This is a genomic window from Seramator thermalis (assembly GCF_004138125.1).
Taxonomy (GTDB): Bacteria; Bacteroidota; Bacteroidia; order Bacteroidales; family Dysgonomonadaceae; genus Seramator; species Seramator thermalis.
This window is the reverse complement of the sequence record NZ_RXHS01000009.1, coordinates 57,912-81,365: the sequence shown is the minus strand read 5'-3', so window position 1 is coordinate 81,365 and position 23,454 is coordinate 57,912. Positions and strand designations below refer to the sequence as shown.

Below are 23,454 nucleotides of genomic sequence, written 5' to 3'. Positions count from 1 at the left end.
TTCCGGCTTTTGCATTTACAATACATTTAAGAGACGTCCTTCGGGACGTTTCTTTTTGCAATAATTTGAAAATTAAATTTTAATTCTGTAAGATATTTTTCGGTGGTTAGCATATCTTTGTCGATGATTTAGCAGAAAGATTTTTAAATGAAAACAAATCGTCGTTATTTCGGACTCGATAAGAATATTTTTTTTACAGGGCTTACCAGTTTTTTTACGGATACTTCGTCGAAAATGGTTTACAGCGTTATGCCGCTTTTTCTGCTTTCAATCGGAGCCACAAAAACACAACTTTCGCTCATCGAGGGAATTGCCGAAAGCACGGCATCATTGCTGAAAGCTGTTTCGGGATTCTGGAGCGATAAAATCGGGAAAAACAAACCTTTCATGATTATCGGATATGCTGCAACGGCATTGGTTACACCTCTTTATTCCTACGTAGTGCATCCGATGCAAGTGCTTGTCTTTCGTTTTCTCGAACGGGTAGGCAAAGGTATTCGGACCGCTCCTCGTGACAGTTTGGTTGCAGCATCCTCCCCTAAAAATGAAACGGGTAAAAGTTTCGGATTTCATAAGGCGATGGATAATAGCGGAGCAATCATCGGACCCTTGATTGCTGCTGCCGTTTTGTTTTTTTTACCCAAAGACAATCCGGATTTTCAATATAAAACCATCTTTTGGCTTGCGGCAATTCCGGCAGTTGTTGGTGTATTTGTTTTGATATTTTTGGTAAAGGATGTCAAAGTACAGTCGGTTTCGGCAAAAACACCCGTTTCCATCAAAAAGTTGCCCAAAAATTTTTATTTTTTCCTGTTGATAATATCCATATTCACCTTGGGAAATTCTACCGATTCGCTTTTAATTGTGAGAACAAGCGAAACGGGTATCAGTTCATCATGGATTCCGTTTATTTATATGATTTTCAATATGGTATCGGTATTTTTGGCTATTCCGATCGGAAAACTGTCTGACCGAATTGGCAGAGGGAAACTTATTACGCTTGGGTTTCTGGTATATTCAGTTGTTTATTTCATGTTTGGTGCATTTAACAATATCTGGGTGTTTGTGGGAATGTTTATAATGTATGGCATTTATAGTGCATTGACCGATACATGCCAGAAGTCGCTCGTTTCTGATCTGATACCCAAAGAACTGAAAGGTACCGGCTTTGGATTATATCATGCAGTGCTCGGAATAATGTTGCTTCCAGCCAGTCTGATCGCCGGATATTTATATGATAACGTGGGTGCTTCATGGGCATTTTATTTTGGAAGTATTATGTCGGGAATTGCAATGCTGCTGATGATCGCATTTCTTTACTTTATGCATTTGCCAAAGAAAGAAGAGCCCCTCAAATCGAAATTTTAACGTCATAATGTTGCGCGACTACTTTTTTTAACCATAAAAGCATTTGGCGGCTATGCGGATTATCACTACTTTTACAACGCTTATTTCAAAAAATAATTTTTTATGAAGCAACTGGTTAAGATTTTATTTTTATTTTTCGCATGCACTTCCACCCAACATATTTTCTGTCAAAATAATGTCATAGACGAAATAGTTTGGGTTGTTGGTGACGAAGCTATCCTCAAGTCTGAAGTAGAAGAATATCGCAAGGAGATTCTTATGCAAAACCAGCGCATTGATGGCGATCCTTATTGTTTTATTCCTGAGCAAATAGCAATCAACAAATTGTTTCTCGATCAGGCCAAGTTGGACAGTATTCAGGTGCAGGAACGTGAAGTGAATCGAATTGCGGATCTCTACATCAACGAATATATTTCCAATATCGGATCAGCGGAAAAAGTGGAAGAATATTTTCAAAAAGATATGGCTTCCATACGGGAAGATACACGAAAAATGGTCAGAGAACAACAATTGATACAGAATGTTCAGCAAAAACATTTTGGAGATGTTAATCTCTCTCCATCGGAAATTCGAAAATTCTATAATAAAATACCGCAAGACAGCGTTCCGTTTATTCCTACTACCATCGAAGTGCAAATTGTAACTGTAAATCCGAAAATTCCTCTAAGCGTTACGGATGCAATAAAAGCCAGGTTGAGGGATTTTACGGAACAAATTAATAGCGGGAAAAACAGTTTTTCGACTTTGGCTCTTTTGTACTCGGAGGATCCGGCGAGCGCGGTGCGTGGCGGCGAATTGGGATTCAGCGATCGCTCGTCCTTTGTCCCCGAGTTTGCAAATGTTGCATTTTCATTGACCGATCCCAATAAGGTATCAAACATCGTGGAAACCGAATACGGATTTCACATCATACAACTCATCGAACGCAGGGGAGACCGAGCCAATTTCAGACATATTCTGCTCAAGCCTAAGGTGCCGCAAGAGGAATTGGATAGTGCGATGATCAGACTCGATTCGATCAAAACTTTAATAGATACTCAAAAAATCACTTTCGAGGAAGCTGCAACATTTTTTTCGGCAGACAAAGATACCCGCAACAATAAGGGTATAATGGTAAATACTAATCGCCAAAGCAATTATTACGGTACGCCCCGCTTTCAGCTCAATGAACTCAATCAGGATATTGCTAATGTGGTTGGAAATATGAAAGTAGGAGAGGTGTCGAAACCTTTTATAATGATCGATAAAAACGGTTCAGGTAAGCAAGTGGCAGCTATTGTTAAAGTCACAAACCGTGTCGAAGGGCACAAGGCAAATCTTAACAACGATTATCAGGTCATTAAGTCAATGGCCGAGAATGCACGAAGGCAGGAGATGATTGACGAATGGCTTAGGGAAAAAATAAAAACGACTTATGTGCGGATAGACCCCGAATGGCAGAATTGCAAATTCAAATATGATGGTTGGCTCAAATAAACCGACAGTTTTTTCGGGTCAAAAATGAAAAATCACGCTTATAGACTTTTCGGTAAAAGTGAAAGCTTACTTTTAACAAGTATGCTTTTTGCTATTATTTTGTGTGTGAATGCACAACAACCGCCACCTATCTCCTCTAACAATAATAGTGACACCCAAATTATCGAATTAAGGCAGGCTGATTTGTTATTCAAACGCAAAGACTCCGAAGCGCAAATTCTTAAGGATCATGTAGTTTTATATCATCAAGGAGCAACTATGGAATGTGATAGCGCTTATTGGTTTGAAAAAGAAAACATATTCGAAGCTTTCAGTAATGTGCGCATGAATCAGGGAGATACTGTATTTGCCTATGGCGATTACCTCCATTACGATGGCAACTTGCAGTTGGCTAAACTTCGCTATAACGTGCGTTTAGAAGATAAACGTGCTACGTTGTTTACCGATAGTTTGGACTACGATCGTATGCTTAATCTGGGATATTATTTCGATGGCGGGCTATTAGTTGATGAGGAAAATGAATTGACATCGTTTTGGGGGCAGTACGATACGGAGATGAAGGTAGCCTTGTTTAGTGACAGTGTGAAATTGGTAAACGAAAATTTTACGCTTTATTCGGATACGCTCCGGTATAGTACCGAAACCAACGTCGCCGATATTCTTGGCCCTTCGACCATCGTTTCCGACAGCGGATATATCTATTCTACAAGAGGTTGGTACAACACCGCCACAGACGATGCTCAACTGCTCGATCGCTCGCAGGTATTTAGCGACGATGGGAGTAAAGTCCTTATTGGTGATACTATTTTCTATAATCGCGGCACCGGCATTGCCCAAGTTTATGGGCAACTGTTCCTGCAAGACACTCTTCACAATGTTATTTTAAGAGGCGATTACGGCTATTATGATGAAAAAATCGAATATGCACTTGCCACAGATTCGGCTTATGCTATTGATTATTCGCAAAAAGATAGTCTGTTTTTGCATGGCGATACGTTGAAAATGATCACTGATTCCATTGGGCGTCAAATATTTGCCTATCCTAATGTGCGATTCTATCGTGTCGATTTGCAGGGTATTTGCGATACCATGCATTATGTTTCCGCTGATTCGATACTCTATCTAAAAAAAGATCCCGTGATATGGAACGAAGATAATCAATTGATGGGTGATGCCATCGATGTGTATTTAAACGACAGTACTATCGAAAAAGCGGTTGTCAAAAATTATGCATTCGCTATTCAAAAACGACCGGTAGAAAATCAGTTTAATCAGTTGAAAGGCAAAAACCTGACAGCGCACTTTGTAAATGGAGAAATACGCCATGTTTTGGTTGAGGGGAGCGCAGAGTCGCTCTACTATCTGCTGGAGAAAGACAGTACGGTAATAGGCCTTAATAGAACCGAAAGCCCGTATTTGTCTATGGATCTTTTTGACGAAAAGTTGGAAAAACTCAAACTTTGGCCGAGTACCAAAGCTCAGACAGTACCATTGTCTCAACTCAAACCGGATGACGAAACATTGAAAGGTTTCGTATGGATTGATTATTTGCGGCCAATAAACAAATACGACATTTTTAGGCGAAACGAGCGAAATGCTTCTGAAATGATTGTACCTCCCCGACGATTTGCTCGGGATGATATTCTTTTAGAGTAACCACTTCGATTGGTCAATTTAATTTGCATTGGATCCATAATTAAAAAAACGTGTACTATGGGAATGTTCTTTTTTTACAATAACCGAAAACCTCGATCGTTCAACTACAAGCCCATTCTTTACAATCCCGAAGAAGAAGAACGTAAAGAAAGGTTGAACAAACGTATATCCGAGATAAAAAGGGAACTGATGGAAACTTCCGTTAAAAACGATGAAGAACAAATCAATCCAACCTCTGATATCAGAGGCGAATTTCTTTCTCAGACAAAACACTTGAAGCGTCGGGTAGAAAAAGAAGAATCAGGATCTCGTTCGTTTTTGTCGAACAACGGATTGTTGATTTTGATTCTGGTAATTCTTTTTGCTGTCTTCTTTTTCTGGATTTTGACGTAATTCGCTTCAATCCTTTTGCCGATAATTAATCCACATAAATTTTCCATTCGATAAAAAACCAACTTTTCAACCAAATATGCCCGACATCGTACATCTGTTGCCTGATTCGATCGCAAATCAAATCGCTGCCGGAGAGGTTATCCAGAGGCCTGCATCGGTAGTCAAGGAGCTGGTCGAAAATTCGATAGATGCGGGCGCGACCCATGTCCAGATTATTGTTAAAGATGCGGGTCGAACACTCATACAAGTGATAGACAATGGCAAAGGAATGTCGGTAACTGACGCTCGCATGGCTTTTGAACGACATGCCACATCGAAAATCAGAAATGCCGACGATCTTTTTTCGCTGAACACGATGGGATTCAGAGGCGAGGCTTTGCCATCGATAGCGGCAATAGCGCATGTTGAAGTGAAAACGCGTCGCTCCGAAGATGAAGTGGGAACGATGTTGTCTATCGTTGGATCGCGTGTCGAAAAACAAGAAGCCGTAATCTGCGCCGAAGGAACAATCGTTTCGGTAAAGAATATATTTTTTAATGTCCCTGCCAGAAGAAAATTTTTGAAATCGAATCAAGTGGAGCGACGACATATTCTGACAGAGATTCAACGTATAGCACTGGTTAATCCGCACATTTCTTTCACACTTATCGAGAACGACGTTCAAACACTTGTTCTTCCGGCTTGCAAGTTGCGTCAACGCATTTTGCAGTTAGATGGCAAAAACATGAATCAACAACTGATCGATATCGAAGAAGAAACTACACTTGGTAAAATTTTCGGATACGTCACCAAGCCCGAAAATGCCAAAAAAGGAAAGGTGAGCCAATATTTTTTTGTAAACGGTCGGTATATTCGACACCCATATTTTCATAAGGCGGTTATGACCGCTTATTCTTCACTCATTCCCGTGAATGAAAATCCTGCATACTATATCTATTTCGAAGTTGATCCGGCAACCATTGATGTCAATATCCACCCGACAAAAACCGAAGTGAAGTTCGAAAATGAATTGGCATTGTGGCAAATTCTGATGGTGACGATAAAGGAGGCTCTCGGAAAATTCAATGCTATTCCCAGTATAGATTTTGATACGGCCGATGCCATCGATATTCCTATTTATGACAGTTCAAAGCACACTCCGATGCCCCGACTGAGTATTGATCCTTCTTACAACCCTTTTCATACTTCTTTCGGAGGAAGTCGAAAACGGCCTACTCCCGATTTCAACTGGGAAACTCTTTACAAAGGATTCGAAAACGAGAATCGTGCTCCTGAGGCAATAGAGACATCATCAAATGAAGATTTATTTTCTCATGGCGATCAGTCACTTTCCAAGGAAGTTGAACTTAATCCGAATCATTATCAATACAAACAGAGATATATCCTCACATCCGTTAAATCGGGCTTAATGATAATTGATCAGCATCGGGCACACGTGCGGATATTATTTGAACAATATTTAAACCAAATTCAACAGCGAAAGGGGCTATCTCAACGTGTGCTTTTCCCCGAAATTATCGAATTAAATCCTGCTGAAGCTGCCGCACTCGAATCCATCATAGAAGATATAGAAGCTGTCGGGTTCGAACTAACTTCGCTCGGAAACAATAGTTTTGCTGTGCAAGCTACACCTTCAGAATTGCAAAACGCGGATTCGTCAAAACTCCTACGTTCGATGATCGAAAGCAGTATCGATACAGGATTGGATGTGAAATCCGAAATACACGAAACTATTGCTTTTTCGCTGGCCGAAGCTACTGCAATTCCTTATGGTAGAACACTTTCACCGGACGAAATTGCGATGATTGTCGATCGACTTTTTGCCTGTAAAATACCTAATCACAGTCCCGATGGACATATAATCGTAACCTTGATCACAGACGAGGAGATTGCGAAGAAATTGAAATAAAAAAAGAGATCGCATAAAATTCTTGTTCAAAATTCATACTTTTGGAAAACAATAAAAATTTAGAACTATGGAATATTCATTTTGTGGAAATAGCGGACTGAAATTGCCTAAAATTTCGTTAGGATTATGGCATAACTTTGGATATGTCGATGATTTTGAAATGGCCGAAAAGATGGTTCTCTATGCCTTCGAACATGGAATAACCCATTTTGATTTGGCAAATAATTACGGGCCACCTCCCGGATCGGCTGAATCGAATTTCGGTAAAATTCTGAAAAAAAATCTTGCTTCGCACCGTGACGAAATGATTATATCGTCCAAAGCCGGACATTTGATGTGGCCCGGACCTTATGGCGACGGTTCGTCGCGAAAATATTTGATGGCAAGTATCGACCAGAGTCTTCATCGTACAGGATTGGATTATTTCGATATTTTCTATTCGCATCGTTACGATGGCGAAACTCCTGTCGAAGAAACCATGCAGGCATTGGTCGATATCGTCCGGTCGGGTAAAGCCCTTTATGCGGGCATTTCTAAATATCCTCCGATTGAAGCTCGAAAAGCCTTGACTTATCTGAAAGAGCGTGATGTCCCCTGTCTTATATTTCAGGATAAATACAGCATGCTTAATCGGCAACCCGAAGATGAAATTTTGAATATCGTAAAAGAATTTGGGTGCGGATTTATTGCATTTTCGCCTTTAGCGCAAGGCGTGCTTACTAACAAATATCTGAAGGGTATTCCCGAACATTCACGCGCGGCCGATCCTACCGGATTTTTGCAACGTGAACAGGTGACAGAACAATTGATTGACAAAGTAAGGCAATTGAATGAAATTGCTTTACAGAGAGGACAGACAATGGCCGAAATGGCATTGGCATGGGTTTTGAGAGACAATCGGGTAACTTCGTTGATCGTGGGTGCACGTAATGTAGATCAGTTGGGGGATAATTTGAAAGCACTCGATCATCTATCGTTTTCTGAAGAAGAATTACATCGCATCGATACTATTTTGGATGGCGCTACGTTGTAATATAGTGTGCGATATTTAACGCCTGAATAACCTTCCTGCCATTAAATATCGCAACTTTAAACGAGTTGACGAGCAGCGATGAAACATATTTCATTGATATTTACGACGGCTATTTTCTTCTCTTTTTTGTCATCCTCCTGTACGCAGGAAATACCTGCCCTTACTATTCCGTCTGCGCCGGTAAATTTCAAAATCGATTTAATGACCGATAAAATCGATTATTTTGATTATGCAGTTTTCGATTCGCCGCGAAGAGCCGGCGAATACGTTGGGTATGCCGGATTATTAATTTTCAGGAATCAGGAAGGGCAAATCTTTGCTTATGATTTATGTTGTCCTAAAGAAAGATCGCAAACAGTGAAAGTCATTCCCAATTTAAGGGGAGAGGCTATTTGTCCTGTTTGTGGCAGTGTTTATAGCATTTGGACAGGATTTGGAAATGTCGTATCTGGTCCTTCAACGCTGCCGTTACAAAAATATAATGTTTCAAACGCAAATCCCGTTTACATCATTCGCCATTGAAATTATTATCCGTTTTCTTTGAAAAACCGATAAACATTTTTACATTTGCAGTCGCAAAAAATCGTAGGCGAACGATAAAGAATAAAAACGAATGCGGAAGTAGCTCAGTTGGTAGAGCATAACCTTGCCAAGGTTAGGGTCGCGGGTTCGAGTCCCGTCTTCCGCTCAAGGATGCTCGGATGGTGGAATGGTAGACACGCAAGACTTAAAATCTTGTGACCATTACGGTTGTGCGGGTTCAAGTCCCGCTCCGAGTACTTAAATAAGCTGTTAGTTTTTCCGATTTTCACTTATTTTATTTTATTAAGTGTCGCATTTTAGCTATCAGGGTTGCTTTTGCCATTTCTATGGTCGGGACTATAAAAAAAGCAACCCGATGGATGCTTTGTCTTTTACATATATTTACTTTTCTAACCTTCTAATTTTAAATCCATTAATTTCCAACATGTCAAGTTGGAAAATATCGACGGACTCTTTACAAAAATATTATTTTTCTGAGTTTCGGGCATCATATAAATGATTTTATTCCTGTGATATTTGACCTTTCGTTTGATTTTGAATCCGTCCAAATTATTTGTTTTGTGATGAAACTGTTTTATTAAGTCCTAATTGTTTCCACTTAATTTTGTCGACTATGCACATTGACGAATTTATTCTTTGTATTTTTGCGCACTTTTGTAAAGAGAACAATCCGAAAAAAAAATGAAAGATGGCGCGAAGTAAAAAACAATTACCCGTATTGGAGTCTGTTACAATAACCGATATAGCAGCTGAAGGAAAGGCTTTGGCCAAAGTAAACGGGATGGCAGTGTTTGTTCCTTATGCCGTTCCGGGAGATGTGGTTGATATTCAAATTACACGAAAAAAACAAAATTATGCCGAAGGCAGGGTTATGTCTTTTCGTTCGTATTCGGATAAGCGGGAGAATGCTTTTTGCGAACATTTCGGATTGTGTGGCGGTTGCAAATGGCAGATTCTGCCTTATGAAGAACAACTGAAATACAAGCAACAACAAGTAGAAGATAATCTTACACGCATTGGGAAAGTGAAGTTGCCCGAGATCTCGGCTATTATGGGTGCACCCAAAACAACGTTTTACCGCAATAAACTCGAATTTACATTTTCGAACAAACGCTGGCTTACAGAACAGGAAATAGGAACTACCGATGATCCACTGCAGATGAACGGATTGGGGTTTCATATTCCCGGAATGTTTGATAAAGTGCTCGATATCCATACATGCTGGTTGCAGGACGATATTTCGAATCGCATTCGAAATGCAGTGAAAACGTTTTGCCTGCAAAACGAGTATTCTTTTTTTGATCTTCGCAATCAATTGGGACTGATGCGAACCCTCATCATTCGAACCTCTTCGACCGGAGAAATTATGGTTGTCGTGGTTTTTTTTGAGGATGATCGCGAGAAGCGCGAAAGGTTGTTGAACTTTCTTTCGGAGGAGTTTCCGCAAATAACTTCGTTGTTTTATGTAATCAATGGCAAAGCCAACGATACGATTACCGATCAAGAGATTATCACTTGGGCCGGACGCGATTTTATTTATGAGGAAATGGAAGGTTTAAAATTCAAAGTTGGTCCCAAATCGTTTTATCAAACTAATAGCGAACAGGCATATAATTTGTATAAGGTTGCCCGCGAATTTGCTCAACTAACAGGCAAAGAGTTGGTGTATGACCTTTATACCGGGACCGGAACCATTGCCAATTTTGTTGCTCGCAATGCAGAAAAAGTGATCGGAATCGAATTTGTGGAAGAGGCCATTGAAGATGCAAAAGAAAATTCCCAAATCAATGGCATTGGCAATATTCTTTTTTTTGCCGGAGATATGAAAGATGTCCTCGACGTAGATTTTATTAACCATTACGGTCGTCCAGATGTATTAATAACCGATCCTCCCCGTGTTGGAATGCACACGGATGTAGTCGAAACCATTCTTTTTGCAGAACCCGATCGTATTGTTTATGTCAGCTGCAATCCGGCTACTCAAGCGCGCGACTTGAATTTGCTCGACGAAAAATACAAGGTAACCCGAGTTCAACCGGTAGATATGTTCCCGCATACACATCATGTAGAGAATGTAGTTTTAATGGAAAAGAGGCAAAGATGAAACAACAGTCATTTCACGGGTTCAACCCTGTAGCCTAAACGTCGAAGTCCTTCGATCAACCCGTACTTACCCGGAAGATGAGCGCATCCTACGGCGATGAACGATGATTTCTGCCCCATCAGTCGAGGCAGTTTTTCAAGCCATTTTTCGTTGCGATTCTTGCCGATGATATTTTTTTCTTCTTGAGTAGAAGGACAAGGATCGTCCGGAAGACCTCCTTCATATAATTTTTGAATTTTATCCAAATCCTGGTTGTAGTAGGCAACCTGAAGATCTTCGATTAACTTGGCTGTCAGATCGGGATGTTTCACTGCACACATCAGCAATTCTGTTTGTCTTTCGAGAGTTTGCGAGTTCAGTAAAACATAAATCTGATCTTCAACTGTTTCTAATCCTATAACCGGTCTGAAACGCTTATCGGCTTCTTGTTGAAAATATTCGTCCAGTCCCACGTTATTGGACGGCGATGGATATTTTTTTTGAAACTGTGCTATCGAAATTAAGTTTTGAAGCATTGCCGGCTTTAGTTGACCGAAAACATCTATTCCGTCGCCAAGAGTGTTTCTCAGAGAACTATCGAGCAATTGTTGATCTTCATCGTTAAGGAGCGAATCATACGTGACATGTTCAGGAAGAAAAGATTCGGAGAGCAATCTCATTTGCATTTCGCCCAAATTGTTCAAATCGAGTTCGCCGATAGTTTGTTCGGTTTGCTCAAATATCTCGAAAATGCCGGGTATGCTATCGAGAAAGGAGATGGGAGTCAAGTGATGCGTGCCAAAAAGATAAGAAGGATTTTCGAGGCCGTTTCCCGAAATTTTCCATAGAAGTGATTTGTAGTTATCGTTCGAGGCATTGCTGCACGAGAATGCCAGAAAAACGGATAAGAAAAGTGCACTCAGATTTCTGATTTTCATGAACGTAAGTTGTTTATTTTGATCGTATTAATATATTTTCATTTGCATGCCGGAATCTTTTCAATCTGATCGAACAGATTTTCACAAAACACTTCAAGCAAAATCTATTTACTCGGTTTTCAATCGCAAAAGATTTTCAATCGAAATTAAATTGATAGACGAGAATGCTGTCTCCGATAAAGTGTTCAAAAAAAACAAGAAAAAAGATGAGATTTTTCTCCCATCCTTTTTCTTGAATACAGATTTACTATTCGTTACTCGCAGATGATTTAAGTGGATTATAGGTGCGCTGCGCCAGCTCCTTGTCGAAAGTATAGATGCCAAATCCGTTGTCACCTATAAGTTTGATGCTGTCAATCAATGCCTTGGCCATCTCTTCTTCTTCTACCTGCTCGTTGACAAACCATTGAAGCATGTTTTCCGTAGCAAAGTCTTTTTCGTCGCGAGCCATTGCTACCAGATTATTGATACGCGAAGTTACAACTTTTTCGTGTTGGAGCGTATCCTCGAAAGCCGCCAAGATAGAATTCCATGAAGTACCCACCTTGTCGATCGACGATAATTCGACACGATTTCCCTTTGCGATCATATAATCCATAAATTTGAGGGCGTGATCCATTTCTTCCTGAAACTGGACTTTAAACCAGTTCGATATTCCCGGCAATCCTTCAGCACCGAAATGTGCCGACATTGATAAATAAAGATACGCTGACCAGATTTCGGCATTAATTTGTTCGTTGATAGCCGATTCTAATTTTTTGCTTAACATGTCGTTTTATTTTTAAAATGGTTAATTTCATAGTAAACGCCTTTATGTACAAAATGTTTTTTATTTCTTCTCGAAAAAGCTAACGGAGAAATGAAAAATATGATCAAATGTCATACAATCTGTTTCTATTTAGCAACATACGACAAAATGAGCAAACCAATTCAAAACATTATGGCGAAATAATTTAAATTTATTACTATCTTTGCAGGCTACTTATTCGAGAATATTTCTCAAAAAAATAAGAACGGCAGATAAACTTTTCCGCGGAAAGTTGATGAATACATCTAAAAATAATAGAATGAATCTGTTACGAGATAAAATGTCGAAATACGATGTTCCACAAAGAGCTAAAGCTGCAGGAATTTATCCGTATTTCAGGGCAATCGAAAGCGATCAGGATACCGAGGTTATCATTAATGGGAAAAAAGTATTGATGTTCGGTTCGAATGCCTATCTTGGATTAACGAATCATCCAAAGGTTAAAGAAGCCGCGATTGCTGCTACCAAAAAATATGGGACAGGAATGGCCGGATCGCGCTTTTTGAACGGAACATTGGACATTCATCTCGAATTGGAGCGAAAGCTGGCCAATTTTGTGAATAAAGATGAGGCGGTAGTGTTTTCTACCGGATTTAGTGTGAACGAGGGAGTCATCGGTTGTCTGACGGGACGCGAAGATTACATTATCTGGGACGAACGTGACCATGCTTCCATCATCGAAGGCCTCAGAACTTCTTTTTCCACCAAATATAAGTTTCGACACAACGATATGATTTCGTTGGAGAAACAACTCAAGCGATGCGATGCCAAAAATGTGAAACTGATCGTGGTGGATGGTGTTTTCAGTATGGAGGGCGATTTGGCGGATTTGCCCGGGATCGTGGAATTAGCAAAAAAATACAACGCCAACATCATGGTGGACGAAGCTCACGGATTAGGCGTGTTGGGGCGAAAATACAGCGGCAAAGGCGTTTGCGATCATTTCGGATTGTTGGATAGCGTAGATCTTATTATGGGAACATTCAGCAAATCGCTTGCTTCCATTGGCGGATTTGTGGCCGGGGATTATCCGACGATAAACTATTTGAGACATAATGCCCGCACCAATATTTTTAGTGCCAGTATCACACCGGCTGCCACTGCAGCTGCATCGGCTGCTCTTGATATTTTGAAATCCGAGCCTGAACGAGTTCAGAGATTATGGGAGCTCACAAATTATACCATTCAGCTTTTCGAAGAAAAAGGGTTTGAATTGGGACCAACCCAATCGCCCATTATGCCTCTTTATGTAAGAGACAACGACAAGACGTTTTTGGTTACGAAATTGTTGTTCGACGAAGGTATTTTCGTCAATCCGGTAGTAGCACCGGCCGTTGCGCCCGGCGACACCCTTATCCGATTTTCACTCATGGCAACGCACACCAAAGATCAAATTGATTTTGCAATCGATCGAATAGAAAAGGTATTTCGGAAACTCGATCTTTTAAAATAAATCTGTAACACCATACATACTGAGAGTGTCCCCAAAAGGCACTCTTTTTTGTTGGAAACCCTTATTGAATCTCAAGAATAATTTTGTCTATTTTTCCCATCGATTTTCTCCGATTTTAAAAAAAACGAGAGTGATCAGAATGCAATCCCCTTTATCTGCCAACAGGTGGGAAACGACAGGAAATATAACCGTACAACAGAGTTATCGGATGTTAAAATAGATCGAACAAAAAAGGACAATTTCGCTCGAATTTGATTCGAACCAAGTACGACGCAAATACGAGGGAAACCCTGAACGAAGAAGACTAGAAAAATAGTCGCCGAAAAAGTTAAAATTTATTTACGGCCCAATTGTGAGATATAGCGAATATTCTTGGATTTGACGAAGGAAAACTGTAATTTGTAACTTTGAATCTCTCGAAATTTGGTAAAGTTAATTTTCCGATTGAGGAGAATGAAGAAATTACAGACAAATTTGCGAGCGAGAGAACACGAAAAAAGCTTATGAGAAAATAGCAGAACAAAAAAAGAGACGAACTCGATATCGAGTTCGTCTCTTTAGAGAAGAAAAAATTACTGTTTCTGAGAAAGATAATCTGCGATGCCCTCGTGAGTCGGTTCGAGTCCTTTTTCACCCTTATGCCAGTTTGCAGGGCAAACTTCGCCATACTTTTCGGTAAACTGCAAGGCATCGATCATGCGAAGCGTTTCGTCCACACTGCGGCCGAGGGGCATATCGTTTACAACCTGATGGCGCACGATTCCTTCTTTATCGATCAGGAAGAGACCGCGATAGGCTTCGGCCGAACCTTTGAAGATAGGATTTCCTTCTTCGTCGGCATCAAATTCTCCGGCCAAAACGTCATACATCATTGAGATAGTTAACGTGTGGTCGGCAACAATCGGGTATTTCACGCCCTGGATTCCTCCATCATTTTGAGGTGTTTGCAGCCATTTCCAGTGACTCGTGGCAGAGTCTGTAGATGCAGCAACCACCACAGTGTCTCGTTCATCGAACTCGGCAATTCTTTCTTGAAATGCAATGATTTCGGTAGGACATACAAATGTGAAATCGGCCGGATAAAAGAAAAATACTACGTATTTTTTGCCGATGTATTGCTCGAGTGAAAAATTCTCTTGAATTTCCGAACCGTTCACTACGGCCGGTGCCCAAAATACGGGGGCTTTTTTACCAACTAATACTGACATAATTCTTTACTATTTTATGATTTGAACTATTTTTCGCTTCAAAAATACTCTATTTCGACCGAACAAAAAAATAAATATCAATAAATATGATATAAAAATTATCTATACTCATATAATTTTTTCTTCCTGATATAGAGAAAAATTAACGTACTACTTATATCGATATAAGCGAAAAATATCTACTTTTGTATGCAATAAAAACAGAAAGCAAAAATTTTATGTCATTTATTGCAGATAAAATCATAATGGAAGGGTTGACTTTCGACGATTTGTTGCTGGTCCCCGCATATTCTCAGGTATTGCCGCGCAACGTTGATCTAACGACCAAATTTTCCCGTAACATTACATTAAACATCCCGATGGTGTCGGCCGCCATGGACACGGTCACCGAGACGGCTATGGCCATAGCGATAGCTCGAGAGGGAGGTATCGGTGTCATTCACAAAAACATGACCATCGAGCAGCAGGCCAAGCAGGTGAGAGCCGTTAAACGTGCCGAAAATGGCATGATTATCAATCCGATAAGCATTACCAAAGACAAAACTGTTGCCGACGCAATGGCATTAATGGCCGAATTCAAAATTGGAGGGATACCGGTGGTAGATAATGAAAATCGACTTGTAGGAATTGTAACGAACCGCGATTTGCGATTCGAACGAGACTTGGATAAAAAAATTGATTTGGTTATGACGAAAGATAACCTCGTTACTACACGTCAAACCACCGATTTGGAAGCCGCTGCCGAAATTCTTCAACAATACAAAATCGAAAAACTTCCTGTGGTGGATTCCAATAATAAACTTGTTGGACTTATCACCTATAAGGATATTACCAAAGCCAAGGACAAACCATTTGCCTGCAAAGACGAACAGGGTCGTTTGCGAGTAGCTGCGGGTATTGGTGTAACATCCGATTCAATAGAAAGGGCAGAGGCTCTGGTGGAGGCGGAAGTAGATTCTATTGTGATTGACACTGCTCACGGCCATTCTCAAGGAGTGGCCGATATGCTGAAACAAATAAAAAAACTATTTCCTCAAATCGATATTGTGGTTGGAAACATTGCAACCGGTGATGCTGCGAGATTTCTTGCAGATGCAGGAGCCGATGCGGTGAAGGTAGGAATAGGACCCGGCTCGATCTGTACAACACGTGTGATAGCGGGGGTGGGAGTTCCCCAACTTTCGGCCATCTATGATGTGGCAAAAGCACTTGAAGGAACCGGAATTCCGATCATTGCCGATGGAGGTTTGCGCTACTCGGGAGATATTGTGAAAGCACTTGCGGCAGGTGCGTGGTCGGTGATGATGGGTTCTTTGCTGGCCGGTACGGAAGAATCCCCCGGTGAAACGATTATCTTTAACGGACGAAAATTCAAAACCTATCGAGGAATGGGATCACTCGCCGCTATGGAAAAAGGCTCGAAAGACAGATATTTTCAGGACGTTGAGGATGATATCAAGAAACTCGTTCCGGAAGGCATCGAAGCGCGTGTACCGTTTAAAGGGACATTGCAGGAAGTCATCTATCAGATGGTAGGAGGATTGCGTGCCGGCATGGGATATTGTGGAGCTCCCACTATCGAAAAACTGCACGATGCCAAGTTTACCCGTATCACCTCAGCGGGATACGTGGAGAGCCATCCCCATAATGTAATGATCACTCGCGAAGCTCCAAATTATAGTCGCGAGAACGATTAGATAGTGAATCGAATATTATAGACCGAGTTCCTCATTTTCTACATCTGAGGAACTTTTTTGTTTGCCGGGAATACTACTAACAAGATGCAAGTTCTTGTACACGCCGAGTTGGAAGGAAGCGTTAGCGATTGGCAAGGCTTCGGCCGTGAGCTCAGCCGAACGGGTGTTGCAGGTGACTGCAAATCCGAAAGAACTGTCGTTGTAGACATTGACTTGAAAACGATCTTCGATGTCGTCCACCATGACCGTTTAATGCATCGGCTGTCAGAGACCATTGGCGATAAAACGCTATTGAGACTGATACGCAAATACCTTCAAAGTGGAATAATGGTTGATGGCGTGGTAAGTCAACATACCGAAGGCACCCCCAAGGCAGCCCCCTGTCTCCACTCTTATCCAACATAGTTTTAGACGAACCGGACAAGGAGTTGGAGCGCAGGGGACACACATTTGTTCGATATGCCGACGATTGCAATATCTACGTACGCAGCCAAGAGGCAGGCGAGAGAGTCACGGAATCGGTAAGCAATTTTATCGAGAGCAAACTGAAACCACTTGTCAACAAAGACAAGAGTCAGGTTTGCGAGGTAAGTCAAACCAAATTCTTAGGCTACACCATCCAAAAGGATGGCAACCTAAGCACAGCAAAGAAGAGCATTGACCGCTTTAAAGAAAAAGTACGCAGTATAACCAAAAGAAACAGATGTATAAAGTTCGAGCAGGTAATAGCCGAACTCACTCCCGTCTTGCGCGGTTGGCTTAACTACTTTCACCACGCCCGATGTAAAGGTTTATTAAAGAATCTTGATTCATGGATACGCAGGAAACCTCGGTGCTACAGATTAAAGCAGTGCAAGAGGGTAATTACCCTGCAACGTTTTCTTGAAAGACCGGGAGTTGACGGCCGGCAAAGCCGGATATTGGCTCTATCGGGTAAAGGACACTGGCGCAAGTCAGGTTGCCCACAAGCACATCAGGCTCTCAACAACAGCTGGTTTGATGCAGCGGGTCTATACAACCTCACATTAAATTACGACAGGTTAAACAATTAAAAGAAACCGCCGGGTGCGAGAGCATGCCCGGTGGTGTGAGAGGGCGGGGGGAGTAATCCCCCTACCTCCTCGATCAACACGCTGAAAATTCTATTCGATACCTCCCGAATTGCTTACAAAAGCTATTTTCCGACTGTCCGGCGACCACGAAGGAACATTAATTGTTCCCTGTCCCCCATACAAATAAGCTATAACTATAGGCTTTCCTCCCGAAACCGGCATCATACGTAAATACACTTGTTTGTAGAACGGGTGATCACCGGGATCGACATCATTGCCAAAGGTGATAAAAACAATCCATTTGCCATCCGGAGAAACATGTGGAAACCAATTATTCAATTGGTCATGCGTTATTTGTTCCTGATCCGATCCATCGGGTTTCATGCGCCAAATTTGCATGGTTCCGGTTCGCACCGAATTGAAATAAATATAGTTGCCATCGGGAGTATATTCGGAGCCGTCGTCCAAACCTTCGGCAGTTGTCAATCTAATTTCTTCGCCCCCTTCGCGTGATATTTTATACACATCGAAATTTCCATTGCGTTGTCCGATAAATGCCATTTCTTTTCCATCGGGAGACCAGCCATGGAAATAAGACGGCGTATTTTTTGTAACTTTTATCGGCTCACCACCTGTTATCGGAAGGTAATACACCGCAGATTGGCCTTTGTCTGCAGGGTCGTGATTGCTACTTATGCCGATAAATTGGCCATCGAAAGTCAAAGCATGATCATTATTGTTTCCCGTGGCGCTGCCGGTATTCAACTGCTTGATTTTCCCGGATGCAAGATCATACGTATAGAGTAATCCTTCGCTGTTGTAAATGAGAAATTTGTTGTCCGGAGTCCAATTCGGGGCCTGAATCGAATTCGGGAATTGTTTTAAAATATATCTTTCGCCGGTGAAAACATCTAATGTTTCGAGATTGCTTCCTAAATAGTCGCGATACATCACCATCGTATCGGCAGCAGGAATCTCAATACGGACATTTTTGAAGATGGCTTTTTCTTTAACATCGGGATTGTGTGAACAAACAAAGATGCCGACGTATGCTTCGTCGGGAATGCCGCAAAAACCCATTTGTTCCGAAATGAACGTATCGCCCAATTGAGCAACGGACATGGTATAAATATTCCCTTTACGCATCAATCGGACTACATTTGGAGCCTTGATATCCAATTTTTTTTCGGACATATTTTTGCCCGACGTTTGTCGATATTGAAACGATGTTAGTCCATCGCCGTGAATAACTGCACTGACGTGTGGCGAAGATGCATCAAGTGATTCTCTGACCATCCATCCTAATTTTCGGTGAGGATCGATTCCTTCACCTACAAATTCCACTTGAGCAGTGAGAATAAAATCGCCCTTGATTTTTTTCCATGCGTATTGAAATTCATCCTGATCGAACCATATATTCGTGCCGGAACCTTCGAGTGTATAGATTTGTTTTTCGAGATCGTAAAATGTTGCTCCGGGAAGTTGGACGTTACCAACGTCGCAATTGGACCGGAAAATTCCCAACGAATTGTCATATTGCTGTGCAAATAGTTGAAATGCAATTGACCACAGGAGAAACGAGGAACAAATAATCTTTTTCATGACGGACGGATTGTTATGTTTAAATATGCCCAAATTTACGAGATAATTTTTAATTGTATGTCCCAAAGCGGAGAGAATTGTTTCGAAATCGCCGCTAATTGATGAATTTTTCTCAAAAAATGGAATACTTTTATTAAATAAATCACTATTTTTGTGCGTCGAGGTTGATCGAATGAAGATTCGATACCGGTTTCGGTGAAAACACAAATAATCGTAGCCATTTAAATTATATCTTTTAAATAAATATTTTTAGTTTTATGTTATCAATGAAATCGAAAAACCTGTTAATTTGCGGATTAACGGTAGGGACGCTTAGTTCCTGCTACCAGGAAATACCCAATCCTGCTCATTTTGGGAAAACAATCGAAGTTAATGCCTCTATTCAGGACGGGCAGATGCGTGCGGCCGATAAATCATGGGCTGTCGGCGATGCGATTGGCATTTACATGAAAAAATCGACAAATTCGCTTAGTTCAAGTGCGTTGGCACAAAATGTGAAATACATCACCGCTAACGGATCGGGAACTTTCGAATCGTCTGATTCTGCAAAAGCGATAACTCTTCCGTACACGGGTACAAAAGTAGATTTTATAGCTTATTACCCTTACAAGACAACCATTTCATCATATTCATATCCTGTTAATTTGTCCGATCAAAGCAAACAAACAGATATTGATTTGCTATATTCAGACAACGCAAAAGCGATAACGCCCTCAAATCCATCGGTAAGTTTAAATTTCGTTCATCAGCTTTCGAAGATTGTGTTAAATATCACAAGCAATAAATCCGATTACAGTTTGAGCGGACTGAGAGTGAAAATTGCCAATGTGGGTATTACTGCATCTTTTTCGTTGATTGATGGTTCGCTTGGTGCGCCCGAAACAATCGGAAATATAGCTCTGAAAACGAGTGCCGATGGATCGTCAGCCGAAGCTATTTTGATGCCTTCCTCTGATTTATCGGATAAAACGTTGATATTTATCGTCGGAGAAGATAGTTATACAATTCCACTGAAAACCATTTCGAACATCTCGTCATTCGACAAATCCACCAAATATACTTTCGATATAGAGCTTCATCCCATGACAGGAGCTACAGCAAAGATGACCAGTACGGAAATTACAGACTGGATTAACACTCCGGCCGAAAGTGCAACTATCGACCAAGACAGCCTTCCTTATGCGGGAAGTAGCGAGAATCCATACACAATAGAAGAGGCAAAGGGAAATATGGGCGAAAAAGATGTTTGGGTGAAAGGATATATTGTCGGTTATTATTCGGGAACCAGTTATTCATCTTTCGTAAATAATGCAGAAAGTGTGACAAAGAATACGAATATTGCGCTTGCATCATCAGCGACGGAAACCGATCCGGCTAAGACTTTCCCGGTAAGTCTAAGTGCCGGAAGTGACATCAAAGATGTACTTAATTTGCAGGAACATCCTGAAAACTTGAGTAAAGAAATACTGATTAAAGGGGACTTAGAATCATATTACGGTACTGTCGGGATGAAAACAGTGAAAAATGTAACAATCGATGGGGTTTCTTATTAAGAAAGATGGTACCCGATGCTGTTTAATTCGGACGCGCGAAATATATTGTATTTTTGCTCTACTAATGGATAATCCCAACAACCGAGAGTAGAATGCATTTTGCCGCCGAATCCCGATTTGAATTTATAAAGACCATACAGTGGGTGGTTTGGGTCGGGTGACGGCGAAATGCCAAACATATCATATTCGGTGCATCCCGCATTTTTTGAAATGCAAATTGCTTCCCACTGCAAAGCATAGGTAGCCATTTTGTTGCGGTGGAGGGACGAAGAGGCTCCATAAAGATAGGATCCCCGATGGCCGGAAATAACCAAAAACATCGCGGCTAAAGGTTTTCCTTGATATTCGGCTATCAACAACTTAACTTTGGCCGGCGATCGAGTATCGTCGGTTTTAGCTTCGAGTACGGCTCTAAAATACTTAACATCGTTGACGAATAAACGATTTCGAATAGCTGTTTCTTTGTATAGTTCATACCATATATCGATTGCTTCAATTCCCGTTTCGCGAACAATTATTTCTTTTCGTTTTGACAGTCCGATATTGTAACGAGTTTTTCGTTTCATGCGACTGAGAATGGTATCGATATCCTGTCGCAAATCAAGGAATATTGTATTGGATGGCAATATGTTTGTAGATGCTTTTCGAAAATTCCAATTCGATGTATTGAAATTAAAGCGAAATTCTTGCGTTTTAATTTCGGGATCGCTTTTTCGGATTCCATATTCGTCGAAATCGCCAGAGTCTTTTGCCCAATAAGAGTGCCAACACAAGTCGTAGCGAATGAGAATGCAATTTTTCGGCAAAAACGGACGAATGCATTCCGATAATTCTTCCAGGAATCGTCCTTGAATTTCGTCTGACGGTTCCAATTCGGGTCCATAAGGAACGTAAGCAATGGTATGGTTGCGATCGATGTGTTGCAGAATAATGAGCAAATCCGATAAAATCGGTATGTCTTCGTCGATTTGTGTAAACAAATCCGATTTTCGTGCTTTGAAATTGATAGCGATCGTTTTACTTCCCAATCGGTTCTTTACAACCGACCAAAAAGCACTTTGTTGAACAATGGGTGTTTTGTTAAGTTCGCAGATGGGTTTGTTTCTAATATCTGTCAACATATTTTACGCTAAAATGGCGAATTTAATTAGAGTATGTTTTTTTAGTCGGAAAGTTGGTTAAAAGTTTGTTTATATGATTGATATTTATTATCTTAGCTAAAAATTAAAGCAAAATGAAACTGTATAATGAACTCAAGCTCCGTTTTGACACACCCATTTGGGGTTTACATCCCGAATTAGCCCTTTTCGATGTGTTGTTGGACAGAAACCCTCATTTTGTAAAATTGGTCGGCAGCGATATTCTTTCGGACATCAAAGAAAGCAGTTTTGGTCGCAAAGATTCACCTACGGTGGAACAAGTACTGCGTGCTGCCATATACAAAGAGATAAAACGTCTCACATACAGAGAATTGGAAATAGATATGTACGATTCGAGAATATGCTCCGTGTTTTTGAGACTGGAAGATAATCAGGGCTACAGTTATTCCGTAATGCAAAAATACATATCCAAAATCAGCGAAAAGTCTATCAGGTCTATCATTTTGGAAATAAACAATATAGCTATATCGGAAGGCATTGAAACGGTAGATAAAACAAGTACCGATGTCACCAATATTGAGACCAATGTTCATTATCCGACCAACAACAGTTTGGTGCTTGACTGTATTGAAACTGCTACCCGTTTGTTGAAACGCATCAAGAAAGACAAAAAAGATGACAATGACAGATTGGACGAGCAACGCAAAGCAGCCAAGAAACTCAACTATGATATAAACAACGGCAAGAAGGAAAACTTGCCAAGTTTGTTCGATCCTTATTTGGACATGTTGAAGAGTCTTATTTCGGAATCATGGACTACAGTAAGAGACAATTCAACTCATATCAAAGCAAAATCGGAATTGAAAACATTTTTGCCACTGATGATAAAAGTGTACAGAAATGCCTGTAAACTTCAGATAGAAGGTGAAAAGGTTGCGAATTCGGATAAAGTCTTTTCGGTTTTCGAAACCCATACCGACATTCTGATGAAAGGTCAAAGAAAAGTTGAATTTGGTCATAAAGTTTTGATTTCAAGAGGATCAAGTTGCATGATATCAGACCATGATGTATTTGAAGGGAATCCAAGCGACAAAAGTTTGCTTATTCCGAGTATTACAAGAATTAAAACCAATTATACCCGTATCCCCGAGAGTTCTTCCGCCGATGGTGGTTTTTGCAGCCGGGAAAACCTTGAAAAATGCAAAGAGTTGGTACTTAACCAATATTGTATTTACCAAAGTAACCAAAAGTTTGCAAAACATCGTCATTTCACCGAAAACGGAAAGAATGCTCAAAAAGTGGAGAGGAACTACCGAGGCGGTCATATCCAACCTCAAAAGAGGATTCGATCTGCAAAGAGTACTATGGGAGGGATTCGAGAAATTCTGTTCAAAAATTGCCCGGAGTATATTGGGATACAATCTCCGAGTAATGGTGAACAGGATGTTGGAATAGGAAAAACCGCATCCAAAGTCTTATAAAGAAAATCAACATAGGGATTAGTGTGTCAAGACGTCAAAGAACTCTGTAAAATTGTACCAATAAATGTATATAATTAAAAATTACCCGGCATGAGTAGGTT

General features: G+C 40.8%; 19 protein-coding genes, 2 tRNA genes and 1 pseudogene. 16 read left to right on the top strand and 6 right to left on the bottom strand.

All coding sequences use genetic code 11. The annotated features are described in order from the left end of the window. Positions 1-147: 147 nt before the first annotated feature. From EJN84_RS08200 to rlmD, 10 genes are all read left to right on the top strand, one after another. The gene (locus tag EJN84_RS08200; RefSeq protein ID WP_129594968.1) at positions 148-1,368 is read left to right on the top strand and encodes an MFS transporter; all 1,221 of its coding nucleotides are present in this window, start codon (positions 148-150) and stop codon (positions 1,366-1,368) included. A gap of 102 nt (positions 1,369-1,470) precedes the next feature. Beyond that, complete coding sequence (locus EJN84_RS08195; RefSeq protein ID WP_129594967.1) at positions 1,471-2,844, top strand: peptidylprolyl isomerase; 1,374 nt, start codon at positions 1,471-1,473, stop codon at positions 2,842-2,844. Between the two features lie 24 nt (positions 2,845-2,868). Beyond that, complete coding sequence (locus EJN84_RS08190; RefSeq protein ID WP_129594966.1) at positions 2,869-4,500, top strand: OstA-like protein; 1,632 nt, start codon at positions 2,869-2,871, stop codon at positions 4,498-4,500. Positions 4,501-4,557: 57 nt separating this feature from the next. Continuing rightward, on the top strand, positions 4,558-4,893 hold the full coding sequence (locus EJN84_RS08185) for a hypothetical protein (RefSeq protein ID WP_129756382.1): 336 nt from the start codon (positions 4,558-4,560) through the stop codon (positions 4,891-4,893). A 76-nt stretch (positions 4,894-4,969) separates the two neighbouring features. Beyond that, a complete protein-coding gene (gene mutL, locus EJN84_RS08180; RefSeq protein WP_129594964.1) occupies positions 4,970-6,802 on the top strand; it encodes a DNA mismatch repair endonuclease MutL in 1,833 nt (610 codons plus the stop codon). 67 nt (positions 6,803-6,869) lie between these two features. After that, positions 6,870-7,835 carry an aldo/keto reductase gene (locus EJN84_RS08175; RefSeq protein WP_129594963.1) on the top strand — a complete coding sequence of 322 codons (966 nt, stop codon included), beginning with the start codon at positions 6,870-6,872 and terminating at the stop codon, positions 7,833-7,835. Between the two features lie 78 nt (positions 7,836-7,913). After that, complete coding sequence (locus EJN84_RS08170; protein WP_129594962.1) at positions 7,914-8,357, top strand: Rieske (2Fe-2S) protein; 444 nt, start codon at positions 7,914-7,916, stop codon at positions 8,355-8,357. A 93-nt stretch (positions 8,358-8,450) separates the two neighbouring features. Next, a tRNA-Gly gene (locus EJN84_RS08165) sits at positions 8,451-8,523 on the top strand. Between the two features lie 7 nt (positions 8,524-8,530). Then, positions 8,531-8,614, top strand: a tRNA-Leu gene (locus EJN84_RS08160). Between the two features lie 452 nt (positions 8,615-9,066). Continuing rightward, positions 9,067-10,482, top strand: a complete 1,416-nt coding sequence (gene rlmD, locus EJN84_RS08155; protein ID WP_129594961.1) for a 23S rRNA (uracil(1939)-C(5))-methyltransferase RlmD — start codon at positions 9,067-9,069, stop codon at positions 10,480-10,482. A gap of 8 nt (positions 10,483-10,490) precedes the next feature. Here rlmD and EJN84_RS08150 read toward each other — a convergent pair whose 3' ends face one another. Together EJN84_RS08150 and EJN84_RS08145 are read right to left on the bottom strand one after the other, a co-directional pair. Beyond that, positions 10,491-11,399: a TraB/GumN family protein gene (locus EJN84_RS08150; protein ID WP_129594960.1), complete on the bottom strand. Its 909-nt coding sequence runs from the start codon at positions 11,397-11,399 to the stop codon at positions 10,491-10,493. 247 nt (positions 11,400-11,646) lie between these two features. Further along, on the bottom strand, positions 11,647-12,168 hold the full coding sequence (locus tag EJN84_RS08145; protein ID WP_129594959.1) for a ferritin: 522 nt from the start codon (positions 12,166-12,168) through the stop codon (positions 11,647-11,649). Positions 12,169-12,466: 298 nt separating this feature from the next. Here EJN84_RS08145 and spt point away from each other — a divergent pair, with 298 nt between their 5' ends. Then, on the top strand, positions 12,467-13,660 hold the full coding sequence (gene spt / locus EJN84_RS08140; RefSeq protein WP_101487150.1) for a serine palmitoyltransferase: 1,194 nt from the start codon (positions 12,467-12,469) through the stop codon (positions 13,658-13,660). Between the two features lie 572 nt (positions 13,661-14,232). Here spt and EJN84_RS08135 read toward each other — a convergent pair. Then, complete coding sequence (locus EJN84_RS08135) at positions 14,233-14,868, bottom strand: peroxiredoxin (protein ID WP_129594958.1); 636 nt, start codon at positions 14,866-14,868, stop codon at positions 14,233-14,235. A gap of 218 nt (positions 14,869-15,086) precedes the next feature. On the opposite strand from EJN84_RS08135, the gene guaB reads away from it, so the two are divergent. Then, positions 15,087-16,565: an IMP dehydrogenase gene (guaB, locus tag EJN84_RS08130; RefSeq protein WP_129594957.1), complete on the top strand. Its 1,479-nt coding sequence runs from the start codon at positions 15,087-15,089 to the stop codon at positions 16,563-16,565. Between the two features lie 15 nt (positions 16,566-16,580). Here guaB and EJN84_RS12380 read toward each other — a convergent pair whose 3' ends face one another. Then, positions 16,581-16,808 carry a hypothetical protein gene (locus EJN84_RS12380; RefSeq protein WP_238943976.1) on the bottom strand — a complete coding sequence of 76 codons (228 nt, stop codon included), beginning with the start codon at positions 16,806-16,808 and terminating at the stop codon, positions 16,581-16,583. A gap of 110 nt (positions 16,809-16,918) precedes the next feature. Between EJN84_RS12380 and EJN84_RS12455 the strand changes: the two are divergent. Both EJN84_RS12455 and EJN84_RS08120 read left to right on the top strand, forming a co-directional pair. Then, positions 16,919-17,173: pseudogene (locus tag EJN84_RS12455) on the top strand (reverse transcriptase domain-containing protein); the annotation flags it as partial. Positions 17,174-17,182: 9 nt separating this feature from the next. After that, positions 17,183-17,617: a group II intron maturase-specific domain-containing protein gene (locus EJN84_RS08120; protein WP_262707354.1), complete on the top strand. Its 435-nt coding sequence runs from the start codon at positions 17,183-17,185 to the stop codon at positions 17,615-17,617. A gap of 90 nt (positions 17,618-17,707) precedes the next feature. Here EJN84_RS08120 and EJN84_RS08115 read toward each other — a convergent pair whose 3' ends face one another. Beyond that, entirely contained in the window at positions 17,708-19,219 is a 1,512-nt protein-coding gene (locus EJN84_RS08115; RefSeq protein WP_129594956.1) for a TolB family protein, read from the bottom strand. Positions 19,220-19,476: 257 nt separating this feature from the next. On the opposite strand from EJN84_RS08115, the gene EJN84_RS08110 reads away from it, so the two are divergent. Further along, entirely contained in the window at positions 19,477-20,772 is a 1,296-nt protein-coding gene (locus tag EJN84_RS08110; RefSeq protein ID WP_129594955.1) for a fimbrillin family protein, read from the top strand. Here EJN84_RS08110 and EJN84_RS08105 read toward each other — a convergent pair. Then, positions 20,769-21,893 (bottom strand): lipid II:glycine glycyltransferase FemX, encoded by a 1,125-nt coding sequence (locus EJN84_RS08105; RefSeq protein WP_129594954.1) that lies wholly within the window; start codon positions 21,891-21,893, stop codon positions 20,769-20,771. The two genes, EJN84_RS08110 and EJN84_RS08105, sit on opposite strands and share 4 nt — an antisense overlap. A 113-nt stretch (positions 21,894-22,006) precedes the next feature. On the opposite strand from EJN84_RS08105, the gene EJN84_RS08100 reads away from it, so the two are divergent. Continuing rightward, positions 22,007-23,353, top strand: a complete 1,347-nt coding sequence (locus tag EJN84_RS08100) for an ISNCY family transposase (protein WP_129594953.1) — start codon at positions 22,007-22,009, stop codon at positions 23,351-23,353. Positions 23,354-23,454: the final 101 nt, after the last annotated feature.

What these genes read in the sequence shown, in the direction of transcription:
- EJN84_RS08200 (WP_129594968.1), top strand. Translation starts at nt 148, where the DNA reads ATGAAAACAAATCGTCGTTATTTCGGACTCGATAAGAATATTTTTTTT.
- EJN84_RS08195 (WP_129594967.1), top strand. Translation starts at nt 1,471, where the DNA reads ATGAAGCAACTGGTTAAGATTTTATTTTTATTTTTCGCATGCACTTCC.
- EJN84_RS08190 (WP_129594966.1), top strand. Translation starts at nt 2,869, where the DNA reads ATGAAAAATCACGCTTATAGACTTTTCGGTAAAAGTGAAAGCTTACTT.
- EJN84_RS08185 (WP_129756382.1), top strand. Translation starts at nt 4,558, where the DNA reads ATGGGAATGTTCTTTTTTTACAATAACCGAAAACCTCGATCGTTCAAC.
- mutL (WP_129594964.1), top strand. Translation starts at nt 4,970, where the DNA reads ATGCCCGACATCGTACATCTGTTGCCTGATTCGATCGCAAATCAAATC.
- EJN84_RS08175 (WP_129594963.1), top strand. Translation starts at nt 6,870, where the DNA reads ATGGAATATTCATTTTGTGGAAATAGCGGACTGAAATTGCCTAAAATT.
- EJN84_RS08170 (WP_129594962.1), top strand. Translation starts at nt 7,914, where the DNA reads ATGAAACATATTTCATTGATATTTACGACGGCTATTTTCTTCTCTTTT.
- rlmD (WP_129594961.1), top strand. Translation starts at nt 9,067, where the DNA reads ATGGCGCGAAGTAAAAAACAATTACCCGTATTGGAGTCTGTTACAATA.
- EJN84_RS08150 (WP_129594960.1), bottom strand. Translation starts at nt 11,399, where the DNA reads ATGAAAATCAGAAATCTGAGTGCACTTTTCTTATCCGTTTTTCTGGCA.
- EJN84_RS08145 (WP_129594959.1), bottom strand. Translation starts at nt 12,168, where the DNA reads ATGTTAAGCAAAAAATTAGAATCGGCTATCAACGAACAAATTAATGCC.
- spt (WP_101487150.1), top strand. Translation starts at nt 12,467, where the DNA reads ATGAATCTGTTACGAGATAAAATGTCGAAATACGATGTTCCACAAAGA.
- EJN84_RS08135 (WP_129594958.1), bottom strand. Translation starts at nt 14,868, where the DNA reads ATGTCAGTATTAGTTGGTAAAAAAGCCCCCGTATTTTGGGCACCGGCC.
- guaB (WP_129594957.1), top strand. Translation starts at nt 15,087, where the DNA reads ATGTCATTTATTGCAGATAAAATCATAATGGAAGGGTTGACTTTCGAC.
- EJN84_RS12380 (WP_238943976.1), bottom strand. Translation starts at nt 16,808, where the DNA reads ATGGTGGACGACATCGAAGATCGTTTTCAAGTCAATGTCTACAACGAC.
- EJN84_RS08115 (WP_129594956.1), bottom strand. Translation starts at nt 19,219, where the DNA reads ATGAAAAAGATTATTTGTTCCTCGTTTCTCCTGTGGTCAATTGCATTT.
- EJN84_RS08110 (WP_129594955.1), top strand. Translation starts at nt 19,477, where the DNA reads ATGTTATCAATGAAATCGAAAAACCTGTTAATTTGCGGATTAACGGTA.
- EJN84_RS08105 (WP_129594954.1), bottom strand. Translation starts at nt 21,893, where the DNA reads ATGTTGACAGATATTAGAAACAAACCCATCTGCGAACTTAACAAAACA.
- EJN84_RS08100 (WP_129594953.1), top strand. Translation starts at nt 22,007, where the DNA reads ATGAAACTGTATAATGAACTCAAGCTCCGTTTTGACACACCCATTTGG.